Annotated in this window: 14 protein-coding genes; 2 read left to right on the top strand and 12 right to left on the bottom strand. The window is 54.8% G+C overall.

Annotated elements, in window-relative coordinates:
* Nucleotides 1–22 precede the first annotated feature (22 nt).
* Complete coding sequence (locus PMI29_RS02560; RefSeq protein WP_008003624.1) at nucleotides 23–1,054, bottom strand: ABC transporter substrate-binding protein; 1,032 nt, start codon at nucleotides 1,052–1,054, stop codon at nucleotides 23–25.
* Nucleotides 1,055–1,309: 255 nt separating this feature from the next.
* Between PMI29_RS02560 and PMI29_RS02565 the strand changes: the two genes are divergently transcribed.
* Nucleotides 1,310–2,206 (top strand): LysR substrate-binding domain-containing protein, encoded by an 897-nt coding sequence (locus PMI29_RS02565; protein ID WP_033052737.1) that lies wholly within the window; start codon nucleotides 1,310–1,312, stop codon nucleotides 2,204–2,206.
* Nucleotides 2,207–2,489: 283 nt separating this feature from the next.
* Here PMI29_RS02565 and PMI29_RS02570 read toward each other — a convergent pair whose 3' ends face one another.
* The 3 genes from PMI29_RS02570 to PMI29_RS02580 all read right to left on the bottom strand — a co-directional run bounded on the left by PMI29_RS02570 (nucleotide 2,490) and on the right by PMI29_RS02580 (nucleotide 7,477).
* Nucleotides 2,490–3,533: an ABC transporter substrate-binding protein gene (locus PMI29_RS02570; RefSeq protein WP_008003620.1), complete on the bottom strand. Its 1,044-nt coding sequence runs from the start codon at nucleotides 3,531–3,533 to the stop codon at nucleotides 2,490–2,492.
* 180 nt (nucleotides 3,534–3,713) lie between these two features.
* The gene (locus tag PMI29_RS02575; RefSeq protein WP_008003618.1) at nucleotides 3,714–5,423 is read right to left on the bottom strand and encodes a hydantoinase B/oxoprolinase family protein; all 1,710 of its coding nucleotides are present in this window, start codon (nucleotides 5,421–5,423) and stop codon (nucleotides 3,714–3,716) included.
* On the bottom strand, nucleotides 5,420–7,477 hold the full coding sequence (locus PMI29_RS02580) for a hydantoinase/oxoprolinase family protein (RefSeq protein WP_008003616.1): 2,058 nt from the start codon (nucleotides 7,475–7,477) through the stop codon (nucleotides 5,420–5,422). Before PMI29_RS02580 ends, PMI29_RS02575 begins: the two co-directional genes overlap by 4 nt.
* Nucleotides 7,478–7,672: 195 nt before the next feature.
* Here PMI29_RS02580 and PMI29_RS02585 point away from each other — a divergent pair, with 195 nt between their 5' ends.
* Entirely contained in the window at nucleotides 7,673–8,572 is a 900-nt protein-coding gene (locus PMI29_RS02585; RefSeq protein WP_081501724.1) for a LysR family transcriptional regulator, read from the top strand.
* 97 nt (nucleotides 8,573–8,669) lie between these two features.
* On the opposite strand, the gene PMI29_RS02590 is transcribed toward PMI29_RS02585, so the two are convergent.
* The 8 genes from PMI29_RS02590 to PMI29_RS0130500 form a co-directional block, all read right to left on the bottom strand.
* Entirely contained in the window at nucleotides 8,670–9,950 is a 1,281-nt protein-coding gene (locus tag PMI29_RS02590; RefSeq protein WP_008003613.1) for an OprD family outer membrane porin, read from the bottom strand.
* Between the two features lie 1,062 nt (nucleotides 9,951–11,012).
* Entirely contained in the window at nucleotides 11,013–11,372 is a 360-nt protein-coding gene (locus PMI29_RS02595; RefSeq protein WP_008003609.1) for a RidA family protein, read from the bottom strand.
* Between the two features lie 76 nt (nucleotides 11,373–11,448).
* Nucleotides 11,449–12,255 carry an ABC transporter ATP-binding protein gene (locus tag PMI29_RS02600; protein WP_008003606.1) on the bottom strand — a complete coding sequence of 269 codons (807 nt, stop codon included), beginning with the start codon at nucleotides 12,253–12,255 and terminating at the stop codon, nucleotides 11,449–11,451.
* 30 nt (nucleotides 12,256–12,285) lie between these two features.
* The gene (locus PMI29_RS02605) at nucleotides 12,286–12,981 is read right to left on the bottom strand and encodes an ABC transporter permease (protein ID WP_008003603.1); all 696 of its coding nucleotides are present in this window, start codon (nucleotides 12,979–12,981) and stop codon (nucleotides 12,286–12,288) included.
* Nucleotides 12,981–13,694, bottom strand: a complete 714-nt coding sequence (locus PMI29_RS02610; protein WP_008003600.1) for an ABC transporter permease — start codon at nucleotides 13,692–13,694, stop codon at nucleotides 12,981–12,983. The genes PMI29_RS02605 and PMI29_RS02610 overlap by 1 nt, the downstream gene beginning before the upstream one ends.
* Before the next feature lie 11 nt (nucleotides 13,695–13,705).
* Complete coding sequence (locus PMI29_RS02615; protein WP_008003598.1) at nucleotides 13,706–14,857, bottom strand: NAD(P)/FAD-dependent oxidoreductase; 1,152 nt, start codon at nucleotides 14,855–14,857, stop codon at nucleotides 13,706–13,708.
* On the bottom strand, nucleotides 14,850–16,382 hold the full coding sequence (locus PMI29_RS02620) for an NAD(P)/FAD-dependent oxidoreductase (protein WP_008003595.1): 1,533 nt from the start codon (nucleotides 16,380–16,382) through the stop codon (nucleotides 14,850–14,852). The genes PMI29_RS02615 and PMI29_RS02620 overlap by 8 nt, the downstream gene beginning before the upstream one ends.
* Nucleotides 16,379–16,774, bottom strand: a complete 396-nt coding sequence (locus tag PMI29_RS0130500) for a (2Fe-2S)-binding protein (protein WP_238541702.1) — start codon at nucleotides 16,772–16,774, stop codon at nucleotides 16,379–16,381. Before PMI29_RS0130500 ends, PMI29_RS02620 begins: the two co-directional genes overlap by 4 nt.
* Nucleotides 16,775–16,777 lie beyond the last annotated feature (3 nt).

Here is a 16,777-nt window from a genome sequence, read left to right as displayed (position 1 = left end):
TCTAGTTATTTTGGAGTACATCTCACTGCTCAACCGCGCGAGTCCAGCGGGTGGTCCACTCGCTGCGCTTAGCGTTGATCACGTTGTAGTCTGGAGCGATGAGTGCGTTGACTTTTTCAGGGCCATACACCACACGAGCGGCTACCTCAGGGGAAAGCTTCGAATTTTGGTTGACAGGCCCCCAGCTGTTGTCTTCGGCGAGGATTTTTTGCGATTCCGCCGAGGTCACATGGCGCAAGAATTGTTGCGCGAGGTCTGGCTCTGGCGCCCCTGCGACCGGGCACCCAGCGGTGAGCATCGCAACAGCGCCTTCCTTTGGATATACGAACTCCACCGGTGCGCCTTGGGCGATCACCGTTTGCACACGGCCGTTGCCCCACACCGCCAGCGCCGCTTCGCCGGTTTGCAGCATCTGAGCCATCTTGCCGGGAGATGGCTCCCACGCGAGTACGTTGGGCCCGACCTTTTTGGTCATTACCGAGAAACCGGGCTCGATGTTGGTTTCGCCGCCGCCATTAAGCTTGGCCATCATCAGCAGGGTCAGAAGCCCGTAGCCGTTAGTGACAGGAGGGATAACCACTTTCTGTTCGTATTTAGGATTTTCTAGATCGTGCCAGGAGGTAGGAGCGGCCCAGCCATTTTTTGCGAACACGGCTTTGTTATATGCCAAGCCCACAGCGATGTAGCCGACACCTAGCGACTTGCCACCTGGCATTCGTGCCCCCGGGTACAAGTTCTCCAGCTCGGGATTGGCTTCGATGTCAACACATAGGCCCTGGTTTACGGCTTGGTACATGGGGCCGTCATCAATCATTGCCACGGATAGTTCCTGCTGGCCTTTCTGCGCTTGAAGTTTGGCCAGAATGTCCGTCGAGTTGCCGGGCACATACACCACTTTCGCGCCTGTTTTCGCTTCGAACGGAGGAATGATCTTTTCCTTGAAAATGTTTTCCGTCGAGCCGCCAGACCCCCCGACATAGAGCGTCGTTGCGGCATGGGCATTGACTGAAACGGTGAAAACCAAAGAGCTCATCAAGGCAATATTCTTATTCATATAGGTTTCCTACATCGTTGGCACGGTCGAATATCTGGACGGCCAGGAACGCGCGGCGCCAGGCTTGTGGACATCTTAGGCACTGATTAGAGGTGCTGAAAATGCAAATTATGATGCGTGCTTATGCATGAATGTTATGTATGATGATCTAGACGCTCTAGCGCCCCCCCGGGTTTGTCTGAAACCGATGAAGGGGGCAGCATTGGTCTCCGGACAGGCGATGCCCTTTTGAACAGCCCAACATGAGTCATCTACATGAAGCCCGCTGTAAACCTACGCCAGATAGAAGCTTTCTATTCCGTGATGCGCTCCGGCACCGTGGTTGGAGCGGCACAGATGATGAGTGTGACGCAGCCTGCCATCAGTCGCTCAATCGCCTTGCTGGAACTCAGAATTGGCTACAAGCTATTTGAACGGCGTGGACGTAGATTGCTACCGACGCCTGAAGGTGAAGCATTTTTTCGCGAAATCGAACCTATCTACGGTAGCCTTGATCGCATTGCTCAGACAGCGCAAGACATCGGTCAGCTTCGCGCGGGAGAGTTGCGCATAGCCACATTGCCGTCATTGTCATTAGGCGTAGTGCCGCGCGCTGTTGCGGAATTCTTGAAAGACCGTCCAAAGGTCAAGGTTTTCATTCAAGTCTTACCTAGCCGCCAAATTGCCGATCAAATCGCCACTCGCCAGTTCGATATAGCACTGGTTGAACTTCCTCTATCCAAAGCCTCTATCTCCATCGAGCCTTTAGACCCGGTTCCGATCTGTGCTGTAATTCCGAGAGACCATGCACTGGCTGAGAGAAATCGCATCTCATTAGCTGATCTGGATGGAGAGCGGATGATTCTTCTTTCTCAGCACAGTTATATTCGATATCAAATCGAGGAAGCTTTTACGAAACTGCACATCTCGCCCAACGTGGTGCTAGAAACACCTAATTCGTTGGTAGCCTGCGCACTTGTAGCAGCCGGAGCAGGGATTAGTCTCATCTCCAAGGTTACGGCGCTGCCGTTCCAGTCGAGTGAAGTAGTGGTAATCCCAATACGAGAGCAACTTGCGTCTCGATGTGCGGTGATATTTCCTTATCCGGGGGATCGAATGAAGCTGGCTGAAGCATTTGCCGCTCAGTTGCGAGCCACGATGCAGAGTTTCTGAACTTTATAATCGTGAAAATGACATATTAGCCATCCCACATACACCAGCCTGGCAGCTAGCGTATTCCTACAATGGCATCCTAACTAGGCTGTGGCATGCCAACGGAGTATGGCCGTTTAGTGGAATGGGATTTTTTGATACGCCCCCACGTCGCCCCTCGCCAAGATTGGGCCATTGCACTATCTCGGCGGCGAGGGGGGCTTATGCTGGATGGCAACCTATGCCTTACCCGATCAGGGCGTACTACGGTTGCGCCTTTACCCTGAACGAAATCTCGGTGACATTAGTGCTCTACAGACCGATTCCAGCGGGTTGTCCACTCTGCCCGCTTTGTATTAACCAATTCAGCATCAGTGGAAAGAAGAGCATCGACCTGATCAGCTCCATAAATCACGCGCTTAGCAACGTCTTCCGGGAGTTTTACATCTTTATTCACGGGGCCCCATCCCTCACCGGAGGCCAGCGCCAACTGGGACTCAGCGGATAGGATGTGTCGCAGGAACTGCTGACCCAGCTTGGGTGACGGACCACCCTCGACTACACAACCCGAGTTGATAATCGCAAAGGCACCTTCCTTGGGATAAACGAATTCGACTGGCGCGCCTTGGTTTTTAACTGCTTGGACCCGGCTATTCCCCCACACGACCATTGCAGCCTCACCGGTTTGTAACATCTCGGCCATTTTCCCAGGAGATGGCTCCCAAGAAACGACGTTGGGGGAAACCTTATTAACCATTACGTCGAAGCCAGGCTCAATTTTATTTTCACTCCCCCCATTAAGCTTTGCCATCATCAGGAGTGTCGCCAAACCATAGCCATTAGTTATGGGAGGGATCGCAATACTTTGTTTGTACTTGCCATCTACCAGATCCATCCACGATGTTGGTGCGCTCCAGCCATTTTTAGCAAACACTTCCGTGTTATAGCCTAGTCCTGTAGCCAGAAAACCTATCCCTACAAATGATCCATCTTTCGTCAACGCCTTAGAGTAAAGCTTATGATAGATTTCGCTGTCATCAAGCTTTGAGCAAAGCCCTTGACTGGCTGCCTGGTACATTGGCAAGTGGTCAAACATCACAAAGGACATCTGCTGATTTCCTTTCTGCGCTTGAATTTTGGCGAGAGTATCAGTGGAGTTTCCAGGGACGTAAACTACTTTGGCGCCAGTTTTCGCTTCAAAGGAAGGGATGATTTTCTCTTTAAATATTTGCTCAATCGAGCCACCCCCGCCACCTACATATAGGGTTTCAGCTTGAGCGGCATTGACGCCAAGGCATAGAGCCGCAGAGGCCGACAAGGTGATCACAGAAATGTATTTACGCATCATGCTCGGATCCCTCAAAAAATTGGACTGTATAGCCAGGTATGCTTAAAACGATGAAAGAGCACTTAGTGCTCTGTGCGTCGGCAGTGAAGAAAACCTAGGCCATGCTGTTGTTTTTATACCTGCTCAAAATTTTTCATAACGCAAAAAACGCGGGGCCTTATTCAGGCACCCGCGCGATGCTTAGAGGCTAAAACCGTAGTCCTCGCTTGCGCATTCAGCAGAGACAAGGCCATCAAGGACGTCCTGCCGCAGCTTATTGGCCTCACGCTTGGACGGCTCACCATAACCGCCCCCGCCTGGGGTTTCGATCCTGATGCTCTCGCCAGCCTGGAGCGTGATGTTCGAGGTTTTTGAAAACATCACCTCTTCATTCTGGCCGCCAGGATTTCGAAGCAGTCGCGCTCGGCGACCGTCATGGCCACCATCTACGCCCGTTGGAACACCCACGGTATGGCTGTCTGAGCGAGCCGAGAAGACGATGCCAGATTCCAGCACCTTGATCTGCCGAGCGACCCCCATCCCGCCGCGTGTACGGCCTGCACCACCTGAGTTAGGGATAAGTGCATATTCCTCAACGCGCAATGGATACTCGTTCTCCATTGCCTCGACAGGAAGGTTGGAAGAGTTGGTCATGTGCACGTGGACCGCGTCCATCCCATCAAGGTCAAAGCGTGCACCGCTGCCGCCTGCAATGGTTTCGAGGTAGATGAACTCACCAGCGCGTTGATGCAATGGACCAGAAAACACAATGGCCGGGCACAAATCGTTGCCGGATGCCATAACCTTTTCTTTAGGCAACAGCCCACGAAATGCACCGAAGATTGCACCCGCAACTTTTTGCGCGGTAATGGATCGGGCGCCGACAGCAGCAGGCATCTCAGGATTGGTGATGGTCCCTTTCGGGGCACTCACGCGAATCGCTGCGAACAGACCGGCATTGGGCGGGAGTTCAGGATCCAGCAGCGCCTTAACGGCGTAGTAAACAGTCGCGTTCAGCGCGTTGATAGGGAGGTTCATTGCACCACGAGCCTGGGGACCCGAACCGGTGAAATCGAACGAGAGGATGCCGTCAGCCACGGTGAGAGTCACAGTGATTGGAACCGGGTCGCCGCCACCCATGCCATCGTCATCGAGCATGTTGGTGAATTGGTAACTGCCCTCTTTGAGTTCGGCGATTCGGTTAGCCAATCGAGTACGGGTGTAGGTCAGAACGTCCTCAACCGACTGTAGGACTTTCGGCAAGCCCATGTGGCGGATGAGTTCCCTGACGGCTTCGGACCCGCGCTCGTTGGTTGCAATCTGCACTCGAAGGTCAAGACCACGCTCTTCGGGATCGCGGCAGTTTGAGCAGATCAACCGGAGCAGATCGTCCTCAATGACCCCATTGCGGGCGATGCGGCTTACGGGGATACGAATCCCTTCCTGGAAAATGCTCGTGAGTCCACCGGCAATCGAGCCTGGAACCGCGCCGCCAACGTCCGAGTGGTGGGCGATGTTCGCTGCGAAGAAGCGCAGGGTGCCCTCCCAGAACACTGGAGTGACGATATTGATGTCAGGCAAGTGACTGCCATTAGCCAGATACGGATCGTTGCAGATGAAGGTATCGCCGTCTTTGATCGTATCCACTGGATACTGCGCAAGGACTGCTTCAACGGCACCATTGAGCGACCCCAGATGAAGAGGGATCTGCGTGCCTTGAGAGACCAGTCGCCCGGCGCGGTCAAAAAGCGCTACCGAACAGTCTTTACGCTCTTTGATATTGGTTGAGAACGAAGAGCGTACAAGCGTGTTGTTCATGTCCTCGGTGATGGAGAGCAGCCGGTTGACGAACACTTCCATCTCGATGGGATCAGCAATGGTTGCGGTGCTGGTGAACTGTTGGATACTCATGCTTGTGCTCCCAGGTGCAGAGTGACGATCAGGTTACCGTGCGGGTCAACAAGGGCCTCGTGATTTGGGCCGAGCACAGTCGTGGAACTCATCTCTTCGATGATCGCGGGGCCTTCAACGACGATGCCAACTGACAGCAAATCGCGGTCGAAGATTGGGGTTTCGCACCAACCGTAGGCCTTGCCAGCGTAGACCTGACGCTGCCCGACCTTCGCGTCGGCGAGCGTGGTGTCTGCGCGTGCAGCAGCAAGCGGCGCCTTCAGCACACGTCCTACCGCCTGAACACGGCAGTTGATGATCTGAATGGCACGACCTTCAACCTGGTAGCCGTACTCACGCTCATGGGCAACATGGAACGCCGCCTCGAACGAACCCAGATCATCTGGCCCTACCGTATCCATCGGCACCAGAACCTCAAAGTTCTGGCCGTTATAGCGCGCGTCGATGGCACATACCAATTGCCGCATTTCAGTGTTTACGTGCTCTTGATCCAGCCACTTCGTAGCATTGCCCTTCAACTGGTTGAAGAGCTCCACAATGCCTTTCCAGTTCTGTGCGCTGGCTGTGGTGATAGCGCTGCGGACGAAGTCGAAGGAAATGTCAGTCAGGAGGATTCCGCGAGCACACATGGTCCCTGGCTCTCGCGGTACGACCACGGTTGAAATGCCACACTCTTCCGCAACGTCCATGGCATGCAGACCACCCGCCCCGCCGTAGGCGTAGAGCGCGAACTCAGCAAGGTTATGACCCTTCTCAGTCGATACCGCTCGGATGGCACGGCTCATGTTCGCGTTCGCAATGCGCAGGATGCCCTCTGCTGCATCTTCCAAGCTCAGGCCGAGGGGTTTGGCGACCTTGTCCTCGATGACCTTACGTGCGGCCGCAGCATCCACCCGCATACGGCCTTTCAAAAGCACTTCCGGGTTGAGGCGCTGCAACACGATTTCAGCGTCAGTAATCGTCGGTTCAGTGCCGCCGCGAGCGTACCCAACAGGGCCAGGGACAGCACCAGCGCTATGCGGGCCAACCTTCAGTGAACCGGCATCATCCAGCCAGGCGATACTGCCGCCACCGGCGCCAATAACGTGAATGTCGACCATTGGGGTTTTCACTGGATACCCCGCAACCTGACGGCTGGAGGTGAACAACGGCTTGCCACCACTGATGAGCGAAACGTCGGTGCTCGTACCCCCCACGTCAAAGGTCACGAGATTGGGTTGGCCGATGTGGCGCCCAACAGCTGCTGCCCCCACCACGCCTGCCGCAGGCCCAGACAAGCACGTTCTTACCGGAAACTCCCGGACCGCATCCGGCGACATCAGACCACCGTTGGAATGTACCGTCAGCGGCTGGCCAACCACGCCCATGGCGCTGGCACGCTCCAGGAACCGATCAAGGTATCGAGCCATGCGCGGCCCAACGCTTGCGTTGAGGGCGGTAGTAGAAAGGCGCTCGTACTCGCGAAATTCCGGCAGCACTTCGCTGGAGATGCTGATGTATGTGGAAGGCAAAATTTCCTGAACAATCGCCTTGGCACGCTGCTCATGAACAGGATTGCGATAGGAGTGGAGGAAGCAGATGGCGACAGCTTCCAAACTTTCTTTAGCGAACATCGTGGCCGCTTGGCGAACAGCTTCTTCGTCAAGGCTTTCGACAACCATCCCTTGCGCATCCAGTCGCTCGCCGACTTCAACACGGTGCATGCGCTTAACCAGGCTTGGAGGCTTACCTACGTTGTAGTCGCAGAGGCTAGGTCGAATTTGCCGCCCGATCTCCATGACATCGCGAAAGCCGCGCGTGGTAATCAGGCCGAGTGATGCGCCTTTTCGTTCGATAATGAGGTTGGTCGCAACCGTAGTGCCATGGCCAATATGAGAGACCTGATCAGCACTGACTTTGTGGTTTCGCAGAAGATCGGAGATGCCGTTCTCAATTGCCTCGGACGGATCATGAGGGGTGGACGGCACCTTATGGTATTCAACTTTACCGTTATCTTCGTTAATCATGGTGAAATCGGTGAAGGTTCCACCTACATCTATGCCTATACGATACATGACCAGCTCCGTGGGTTGGATGGGATTGATCGTACGAGCTGTGGCTAGGTCACTCCATATACCAATGTTTATATAAATATAAACACTGCAAATACTTATTTGGCTCGAAAAGTGTGTAGATACAGGCGATGATGAGCCAGCGTAGGCAACGGATCGAACCCCGCGATGGGTGGCTAACCATATGAACGTGACGAGATGAAAAACGCTGACCTGAATCTACTTGTCCACTTCGACGCGCTGATGGCGACTCGTAGCGTGTCCCGAGCAGCGGAACAAATGGGTATTAGTCAGCCGGCGATGAGTGCGGCACTAAGTCGGTTGCGACGGATATTCAATGACCCCTTGTTCATCCGAGAAGCAGGGGCATGGGGACCTACTGCGAAAGCTCGTGAGCTGAATCTGGCGTTTCGCCCGTTGCTGGATCGGTGGCGTCTTGAATCCCAACCCAAAAGCGAGTTTGACCCCTCTACTACGCGAAGGGTAATTTCGATCTATGCGTCGGATTACTTGCAGTACGCGGTAATGCCGAAAATTGTCTCCGCCCTGAGCGAGCATGCCCCAGGGCTAGTGGTTAGGGTTGTCCCAGCCAAACTTTTTCATGGATTGAACATGGTTGAGACCAATCATGTTGAGCTGGTTTTAGGGCATTTCCCTCAACCAGCACCTTCCTTGCGGGCGAGATTTTTGTTTGAAGAGCGTTCAGTGTGCATTGTTCGCACGGGGCATCCCTGCCTGAAACAGCGCTGGGGGCTGGACACCTTCCTTGCGTATCCTCACGCTGATCTGGCTGCACACACCAGAAATTTCGGCCAGCAAATCGACGATACGCTGGCCGCCATGGATCGTACCCGCCAGATCGGTGCCACGCTGGCGAGCTACTTGGCTTGTCCATTCGTAGTCGGATCTTCAAATCTCATAGCTACCTTGCCATTCAGCGTCGCGGATGGTTTCAAAAAAATAAGTGGTACGACCCTATTAGAAGTACCACTCGCGCTTCCCCTGTTCAATGTCTCGGTGTACTGGCATGAGCGCTACCAGAAAGATCAGGCACATGCATGGGTTCGACAGCTGATCGGAGAAATACTCTCTCGCTAGCGTGGAAGTGCTTTCTTCACCAACTAAAAGGCCCAACATATGGTTGGGCCAGTTACTAATACTCTTTCTAAAATCCCTAAGCGCTATCCGATAGCCATTAGAGAATCTTGATGGGATAGCTGAAAATAAGCCGGTCTTGCTCCTGGTTTCGCGCATAGTTGCTATGATACACAGCATGGCGCCATTGCATTGATAGCTCTTTTAACGGCCCGCTTTGGATGGTATAGCCCAAATCCATGTCTGTCTCCCACTCTTTGCCTTCGTCCGCGAAGTTATGAACTTCGGCGTTATCGGCCCTGATGTGTTTAACCGAACCCACCAATCCAGGAACACCCAGCGGGGCAAAGTCCTGGTCAAAACGAAGCATCCAAGCGCGCTCGCTCTGCTTGGTGAAGTTCGCGATCAGCGACTCTGAAAAAAGATAAGTCGACGTGCCATCTAGATAAGTAAACGCAGTCGACCCCAGCATTTTTTGATATCCAACACGGAATGTAGAACCATTCTGCTGGTATCCAATTTGACCACTGAAAGCCTTATTGTCTACGTCGCCAGCATGGGCAGCGCCATCGGTAGTAGAGCGAAATGTACGAATATCACCCAAAATGGCGCCAGGCCCTACGGGAACGTTGATGATCGCACCTAGAAAATGCTGTTTGTAGACATCCTCAAGCTGCCCACCGCTGTACGCGAGACTCAACTGCTTCGAAGGCTTGTAAGTCAGCGTGGCGAGGTTCATTTTCCCTTCATCCGTTACCGCGTACTGGCCATTTTGACCTGCAATTCGAAGCGGCTGATAGTCAGTAGAATCGCGCTCACGCACTCTCTGAAATTGCCCGCCGCCCAACTGTATTTCATCAGAAAATTTATGACTGAGCCAACCACCCTCGAAGGTCTGTAGGAACAGCCTACTGGTGTTTGGTTGGACAAGCGGGCCCGATTCGTCAATCGCACCCAGCCTGAGAAGGGTATTATCAAAAATACGGACCTTGGCGGTTAGATTGAGCTTAGAGTACTCATCAGCGGGATCTTTCGTGTTTGGCTTCGTTGGATCATCTGCGTCATGTTGTGGCAAGAGCCCACTACCCGTGCGACCTGGTCCTGAGTCCAGTTTCAATCCAAGCATAGCTACAGCATCCAGTCCAAAACCTATGTTGCCTGACGTGAATCCTGAGCTGAAGTTAGCCGTAAATCCTTGAGCCCACTCTGCCTTTTGGTTTTGGCCAGTGCCATCGCGAAAGTCGTTTCGATAGTAATAGTTCTGAGTTTTAAACGTCAACTTGCTGTCTTCTAAGAAGTCAGCCTTTGCCTGAGGGGACAAGCAAAAAATCAGGTTGGACGCACATGCAGAAATCGCCGTCACAAGACGTATATTCTTCACAGAGTTACCTCGCAATTATATTTATCTATTTTGGGGGCAGTATGTGAGCGTGGACATAATCCTAAATTGATTATGTCTAGTCGAAGCGGAGCGCCTTATTTGGTATGGCGTCGCATTAAAAGGCATTAGTATTTATTTTTTTAAGATTTGTAATAGCCCATTTGATATTGTTATTCGCAGTGCATTGACCATACGGGTTAAGCCCCGAGAGAGCTATAACCTGTAATTTATAGGGGTATAAGCGATATGAATGAACAGCCTGAATCAGTAGGGCATCACGCGATGGCTAATCTTTACTGCCCGCGCAGCGCTCCTTGCGCAACGCCTAACCTTTCCCGTCGCCCCCCCACCGCGTTAGCCACCAAGCAAAGGGGATGCGGAAGGGGTAGGTGGCATTGGCACGAAGCTCGGAATTGGTACTTTAGAACGGGGAGTTGAGAAGCAAGGGTAGCCCCTAGGTGGCTACGCCCATGGCTCTAGTGATCCGTGGTTGTTTTCGAGTGTGCCATTCATCTCGCTGGCAGTTCACGCCAAAGGCGCGCTTCCAGAATAGGATGTCTGGCAGCAGTTAGCCGGTGAGGGACAGTTCAGGGAACAGCAAAAAATCGACATTCTGCCTGGTCAGGTCGAACGCAAACGGCTGGTCAGCTGCAATGCAAATCCGTGGTCAATGGGAATGCAAACGGGTGGTCAAATGGCGTGCAATTCCTCAGTTCAATTTGATGCTGCAACCTTACAGACCAATTTCTTTGCCATATTCCGGGTACGCTTGTATTGGGCCAAGCGACGGCCATTTTGGTAAACCTCTACCTGACCGCTGCCGCTGGCATACATGACCAGCCCACCACTGAGGTATTCAACATCTAGCCTCGGTGTTGTTGACGTACCTCTGACCAACACTCGCACGGTGGCGCCGCTCTCGATCCAAAACTCGCTGGATCGCGGCTCGATAACTAGCAGAATGCGGGACGGTGAACCGTTGATGAACTGTAGTTCCTGACAGTCATACATGAGTTGACTCTGATAGAGAACGCTCGAGAAAAGTACACATACGCGATTAACTCAGGCCTTCACGGCTGCGACGACGATAAGCTCCAGACGAATGTCTGCCTCATCAAATGTCACTTGAGATGTCGCTCGAGCTGGGGTTTCACCGGGCGTGAACCACTGACTCCAGACCTCGTTCATGCGATCAAAATCCGCCACCATGTCTTTCATCCATATCTGGGCGCTCAGTATCCTGGAACGGTTGCTCCCTATGCCCTCGAGCAACTCATCCAGGCGAGCCAACACTTGCCGGGTTTGCCCTGCGATATCCTCACTCCAATCGGTGGCGACGATGCCACTGAACCAAGCCACCCCGTTATGAACTACGGCACGACTCAGTTTCGGATTACTTTCAATACGGGTGATGGTGTACATCATTACCTCACTGATACTTGATGCCGTGCTGGCCAATCAAAAGTGAGCACCAGCCAGCCAGCGGGCTGTCTGACTGCTAGTTGGAAGCGCTCTCGTTGAACCGACGGACAAACTGATCAAACCTGTCGCTGACGCCGCCCGCAAACAGTTTTTGTGGTGCACCCTGAGCTTCTATCCGGCCTTCCTCAAGGAACAGAATTCGGCTGGATACATCACGAGCGAAGGCCATTTCGTGGGTCACAATCAGCATCGTTCGGCCTTCGGCAGCGAGATCGCGCATGACCTTGAGTACTTCGCCGACCAGTTCGGGATCGAGGGCGGACGTCGGTTCGTCGAACAACAGCACGCGAGGCTTCATCACCAGAGCGCGAGCGATGGCTGCGCGCTGTTGTTGACCGCCCGACAGCTGCGCCGGATAGGCGTTGACGCGATGAGTCAGTCCTACGCGCTCGAGCACAGACAGTGCCTCTTCGCGGACTTGCACGCGATTACGCCCTTGAACGTGTACAGGTGCTTCCATCAGGTTTTCCAGAACTGTCATGTGGCTCCAAAGGCAGAAGTTCTGGAAGACCATGGCCACTTCGGTTCGCAAGCGATCCACCTGTTTGCGGTCGGCAATGCGAGGCTCGGACGCTCCCAACTTCAGCTTGACTTGCTCGCCAAAGATATCCAGCGAGCCGGCTGACGGAAGTTCCAACAGGTTGAGGCAACGGAGGAACGTGGACTTTCCTGACCCCGAGGCACCGAGGATCGAGACGACCTCGCCCTCACGTGCAGTGAAATCGATGCCTTTCAATACCTCGATTTCACCGTAGCTTTTACGTAGACCCAGCGTCGCAATTGCAGTTGCACGCGTGTTCAACTCATGGACGACAACAGACATGACATACTCCTTGGCAGTGCATTGGCAGGATTAGTTACGGCGATGAGCGAGATGCCGCTGCAGCCGTCGCTCGATGAGTGAAAACGCCAGACTGATGAGGAACGTCAAAGTCAGATAAAGCGCCCCGGTGACCGCAAAAACTTCCATGACCCGGTACGTGGAAGAAATCAGTTTGTAGGCGATCCCTGTCACCTCGGTCAGCGTGATGATGCTCGCCAGCGACGTGGCCTTCAGCATGAGGATGACTTCACTGCCATACACTGGCAGGCCCTGACGAATCGCGATGGGCCACGTCACCCTCCGGCGCAGCAACAAGCCGGACATCCCGCAAGCTCGGCCAGCTTCGATTTCACTGGCCGGTACGGCCTGGATCGCACCTCTGATGATTTCCGCCGTGTACGCCGAAGTATTCAAGGCGAGTGCAAGGATCGCGCACCAATAGGGCTCGCGCAGATATGGCCAGAGAAACGATTCTCGCAATCCCGGAATCTGCCCCAGCCCGTAGTAGATTAGGAATACCTGCACGAGAAGCGGTGTTCCGCGAAAAATCTCGACGTGCGCGTTGGCTATCCAGCGAAGCAACCGATAACGGCTGCTGGCAGCGGACGCAATCACGACAGCGAGAATAAAACCCGCAACAAGTGCCGTCAGCGCAAGTTGGAGAGTGAGCGGTATGCCTCCCAGCAATTGCAGGAAGACATCAGTCAAAAAATCCCAATCCATCATCAACGACTCCACGGTCCGGCAAGGCGCTTTTCCGTGCGGCTCAACAGAGATCCAGTTAAACGACCGATAATGAAAAACACCGCCGCTGCCACGCCGTAGAACAACAACGGCTCTCGTGTCGATCCGGCTGCCGTGATGGATTGACGAAGGAGTTCGGTCAGACCAATGACAGACAGCAATGCGGTTTCCTTCAATACCGATTGCCAGATGTTGCCCAAGGCGGGCAAGGCGAAACGCAACGTCTGCGGCGCAATGATGCGCCGGAGCAGAAGAAAATCGGACATACCGCATGACAGCCCGGCTTCGATCTGTCCGCGATCCAGCCGCAGAAAACCCGCGCGGTAGGCTTCGGTCTGATACGCCCCGGAAACAATACCAATCGCCAGTACACCGATGAAAAATGCTGGGAGCGAGAAGAACCCTGGGAATCCACTCAGGTTCATGATTTTGGTGAATGCGACGCTTCCACCAAAGTAAAACAGATAGATGATTAGAATCTCGGGGATACCACGGAACACCGTGGTATAGAACATGCCTGCGGCTCGCAGCATGGATTGACGAGACAACTTCAGTGCAGCGCCGCCCACTCCGAGAACGCTTCCAAGTAGAAAGCCACTGATTGCAGCGGCGACGGTAATACCGGCGGCATGTATCAAGGGCATGCCCCATCCCTGAGGGCCAAAGCCGACGAGTTCGTAGATACCCAGCGTCATTGTTTTTAACCTTATAGTTGGGCTGAATGGATACGGGAAAATCTTGTTGTATTGAATGGCTCGATTAATGGGTGAATTGAATCGTTCACCATGGAATGGGCTACTGCTTCCCCAACTGCCGGCGCGAGTTGGAAGCCGTGACCGCAGAAGCCGAACACATGCCACAGACCTTTATGTTTTGCGCTGGGCCCGATGTAAGGCACGCCATCCGGCGTCGCCCCTTCGAGACCAGTCCAGGTACGCAGTACCGGCACGCCGGCCAGGATGGGAAACGCCTCCAGCGTCGCAGCAGCACTGGACGCCATCCGATCCATGATGGTGAACGAGGTCCCCTCATCCAGACACGGCTTGCCGGAGATGCCACCGCCGATCACCAGTGAACCCACAGCGCTCTGCTTGAACGACAACGGCCTGTCGATACCGATCACAACTGGCTCGATAAACGGCTTGACTCTGCTGGTTACCATCATGCTCAACGCCAGCACCTTGATCGGCAGTTCATCACCCAACTGCGCCGCGACTTGGGAACCCCAGGCTCCCGCGCAGTTGACAACCCAATTGGCTTCGATCGCACCGACATCAGTGTCAGCTAACCAGCGCCCATTGGCGTTTTGATCCAGGCCGTTGAGTGCACATCGTTCATGGATGAATGCACCTGCCGCCTCGGCCGCCTGCCGGAACGCCAACGCTGCGTTAGCCGGATTGGCATGTCCGTCGCCTCGGGAAATGAGTCCGCCCAGAACAGAATCAGCGAGACCAGGAAGCATCCGCCGCAACTCGTGGGGATCGATGAACTCTTCGCAGGTATAGCCACGGCGCAGCATCTCCTGATGACGAGCGCGCACCCACGCCATTTCGGCTTCATCCAAGGCAATGGCAATTTGCGACGACCCCAGACGAACCTCACAAGACTGCACAGCAGACGGGTCAACAAATCTGTCCAGGTTGCGCCACATCTCCATCGCACGCATCGACAACGGATACTCGCGCACATCGCGCATGAGCAATCGCAATCCACCTGCGTTCACACCGGAAGCGTGTCGTCCCGGCACACCTTTGTCGACGATGGTTACTTTCCAACCGGATCGAGCGAGGAACATGCCGATCGCACACCCCTGCAAGCCAGCACCGATGATCAGCACATCATCTGCATACTTACTCATGGGGCTGCTCCATGGCTTCGGCTGCCGGTTTATCTTCCAACGAAACGATCTGCGATAGCTCCGGATCCAGCCCACCCAGGTTCGCCAGTGCAATGAGCGGCAAGGGACGCAGCGGAGGCCGCGCACGGAACGGTGCCGGCGTGTTTGCGTCAGACGGTTCAGCTAGTAAGCGAGCCACTGTCACCGCACAACTGCGCCCCTGACACGGCCCCATCCCACAACGCAGGATGCCCCGGAGGTGGTTCATGTCGCTGGCGCCATTGCCGATGGCCGCTCGAATGTCTCCCGCCGTTAGCTCCTCGCAACGGCAAACGATCGTATTGTCCTCTAGTGCTTGTGCCGCAAGGCCGCGAGGAAAAGCCCTGTCGATAAAAGGTCGGCCCGCGAGAGTGCGGACGACGTCATCGCCCCCCACTATCTTCCCGCCCGATAAGGCAGTCTTGTGTAAGTCAGCCGCGATGCAAGCAGCGACGTACCGCCCGTGGGCAATCGCAGCATCCGCACCACCAATTCGTCTCGCATCGCCGGATACCCGAATCTTGCACGGGCCGCTGGTCAAACCCGGGCCTGGCGCCATTTCTGCACGGCCGTCTTCGGCTGTCCTGGGTTTCCAGCTCGAGTCATCGCTCTGCCAATCCATTGCCAGGCCGGCACAGTGCGCAATGTCGGTCGCCGGCACGATCCCGTCGTGCACCACAAGCAGATCACAACCGAGTTCGACTTTACGGCCTGCAATAGACAGACTCACGGACTCGACCTTGTCTCGTCCAAGAGCCCGCAAATCCGAAACGCCCGTCCGCATAGTGATACCGGCCAGTTTCAGCTTGGTGAGCCATCCCAGCCCTTTGGCAAGGGGAGCCAATGCAGCGATCTTCAGTGTTCCTAAGGCTGCGATCTTGTCATTGAGCGTGTCAGTCCGCCCAATCAGACTCGGACGAATCCCAAGACGACGCAACTGATCAGCCAGGAGCAGGATCAACGGGCCAGTACCTACAAGTACCACGCGCCCGTCAGGCTGCAGTCGGCCGGCCTTTAGAAGCGTTTGCACCGCGCCTGCGGTCATGACGCCAGGCAATGTCCACCCCGGGAAGGGAACCGGTCGTTCCATGGCGCCGTTCGCAACGACCACCTGACGTGCCCGCAGATAGCCAGCGGCATCACCTTGTAGCCAGCCCACCGTGGCATCAGCGCGCAAATCCCAGACGGTGGTCTCCGGCCGGTAGTCGATGCCGGGGGTAGAGCGAAACTGCTCGATCAATGCCTGCCCGGCGAGGTAGGTGGGCCCGAGCGCGTCCAGAAGCTTGTTTGTCGCTGGGCGTGCTTGGAGATTGGATTCGAGCGAGCGAAAAATCTGCCCGCCTGGCGTGGGCTGCATGTCGAGCACGATGACCTTGAATCCTGCGCGGGTGATCCCAATCGCCGCAGACATGCCAGCCGGCCCTGCGCCGACCACGATGACATCGGCATCAAACTTGATTTCGCTGTTGTTTCCCGGGAGGGATTGCAGTGTCGGCAAACCGGTCATTGGAGCTCTCCAATGACTGTCGCGGCACCCGTCTGGGCGCAGACTTTCATACCCTCGTTAACAATCTGAAGGCAGGCCTGCCTGTTGCCGATTCCGTTGATTTCCACCAGACATTCGAAACAATGGCCGATCATGCAATACGGCAATCGAGCAGCACCTGTAACAGGCGTCGTGCGAAAAGCAGGTGTATTTGCCCGCAAAAGACAGGCCGCGACTGTCTCGCCGGAACGAGCCGGAATGGGCCGGCCATTGAAATAAATAGTGATTGTTGCCTCGACGGCACCCACTGGGGTGAACATACCCGTACCTGCCAGAAATAAAGTTGCGGAGTTGGCTGCTGTGTTCAACGCCTGGAGAGCCTCTCCCGGTAGCCGGAAGAGGCCTTCGTCCATTGA

This window comes from Pseudomonas sp. GM49 (genome assembly GCF_000282355.1).
Classification (GTDB): domain Bacteria; phylum Pseudomonadota; class Gammaproteobacteria; order Pseudomonadales; family Pseudomonadaceae; genus Aquipseudomonas.
Note: the sequence above shows the minus strand (reverse complement) of the source record. Positions and strands in the feature narration are given on the sequence as shown.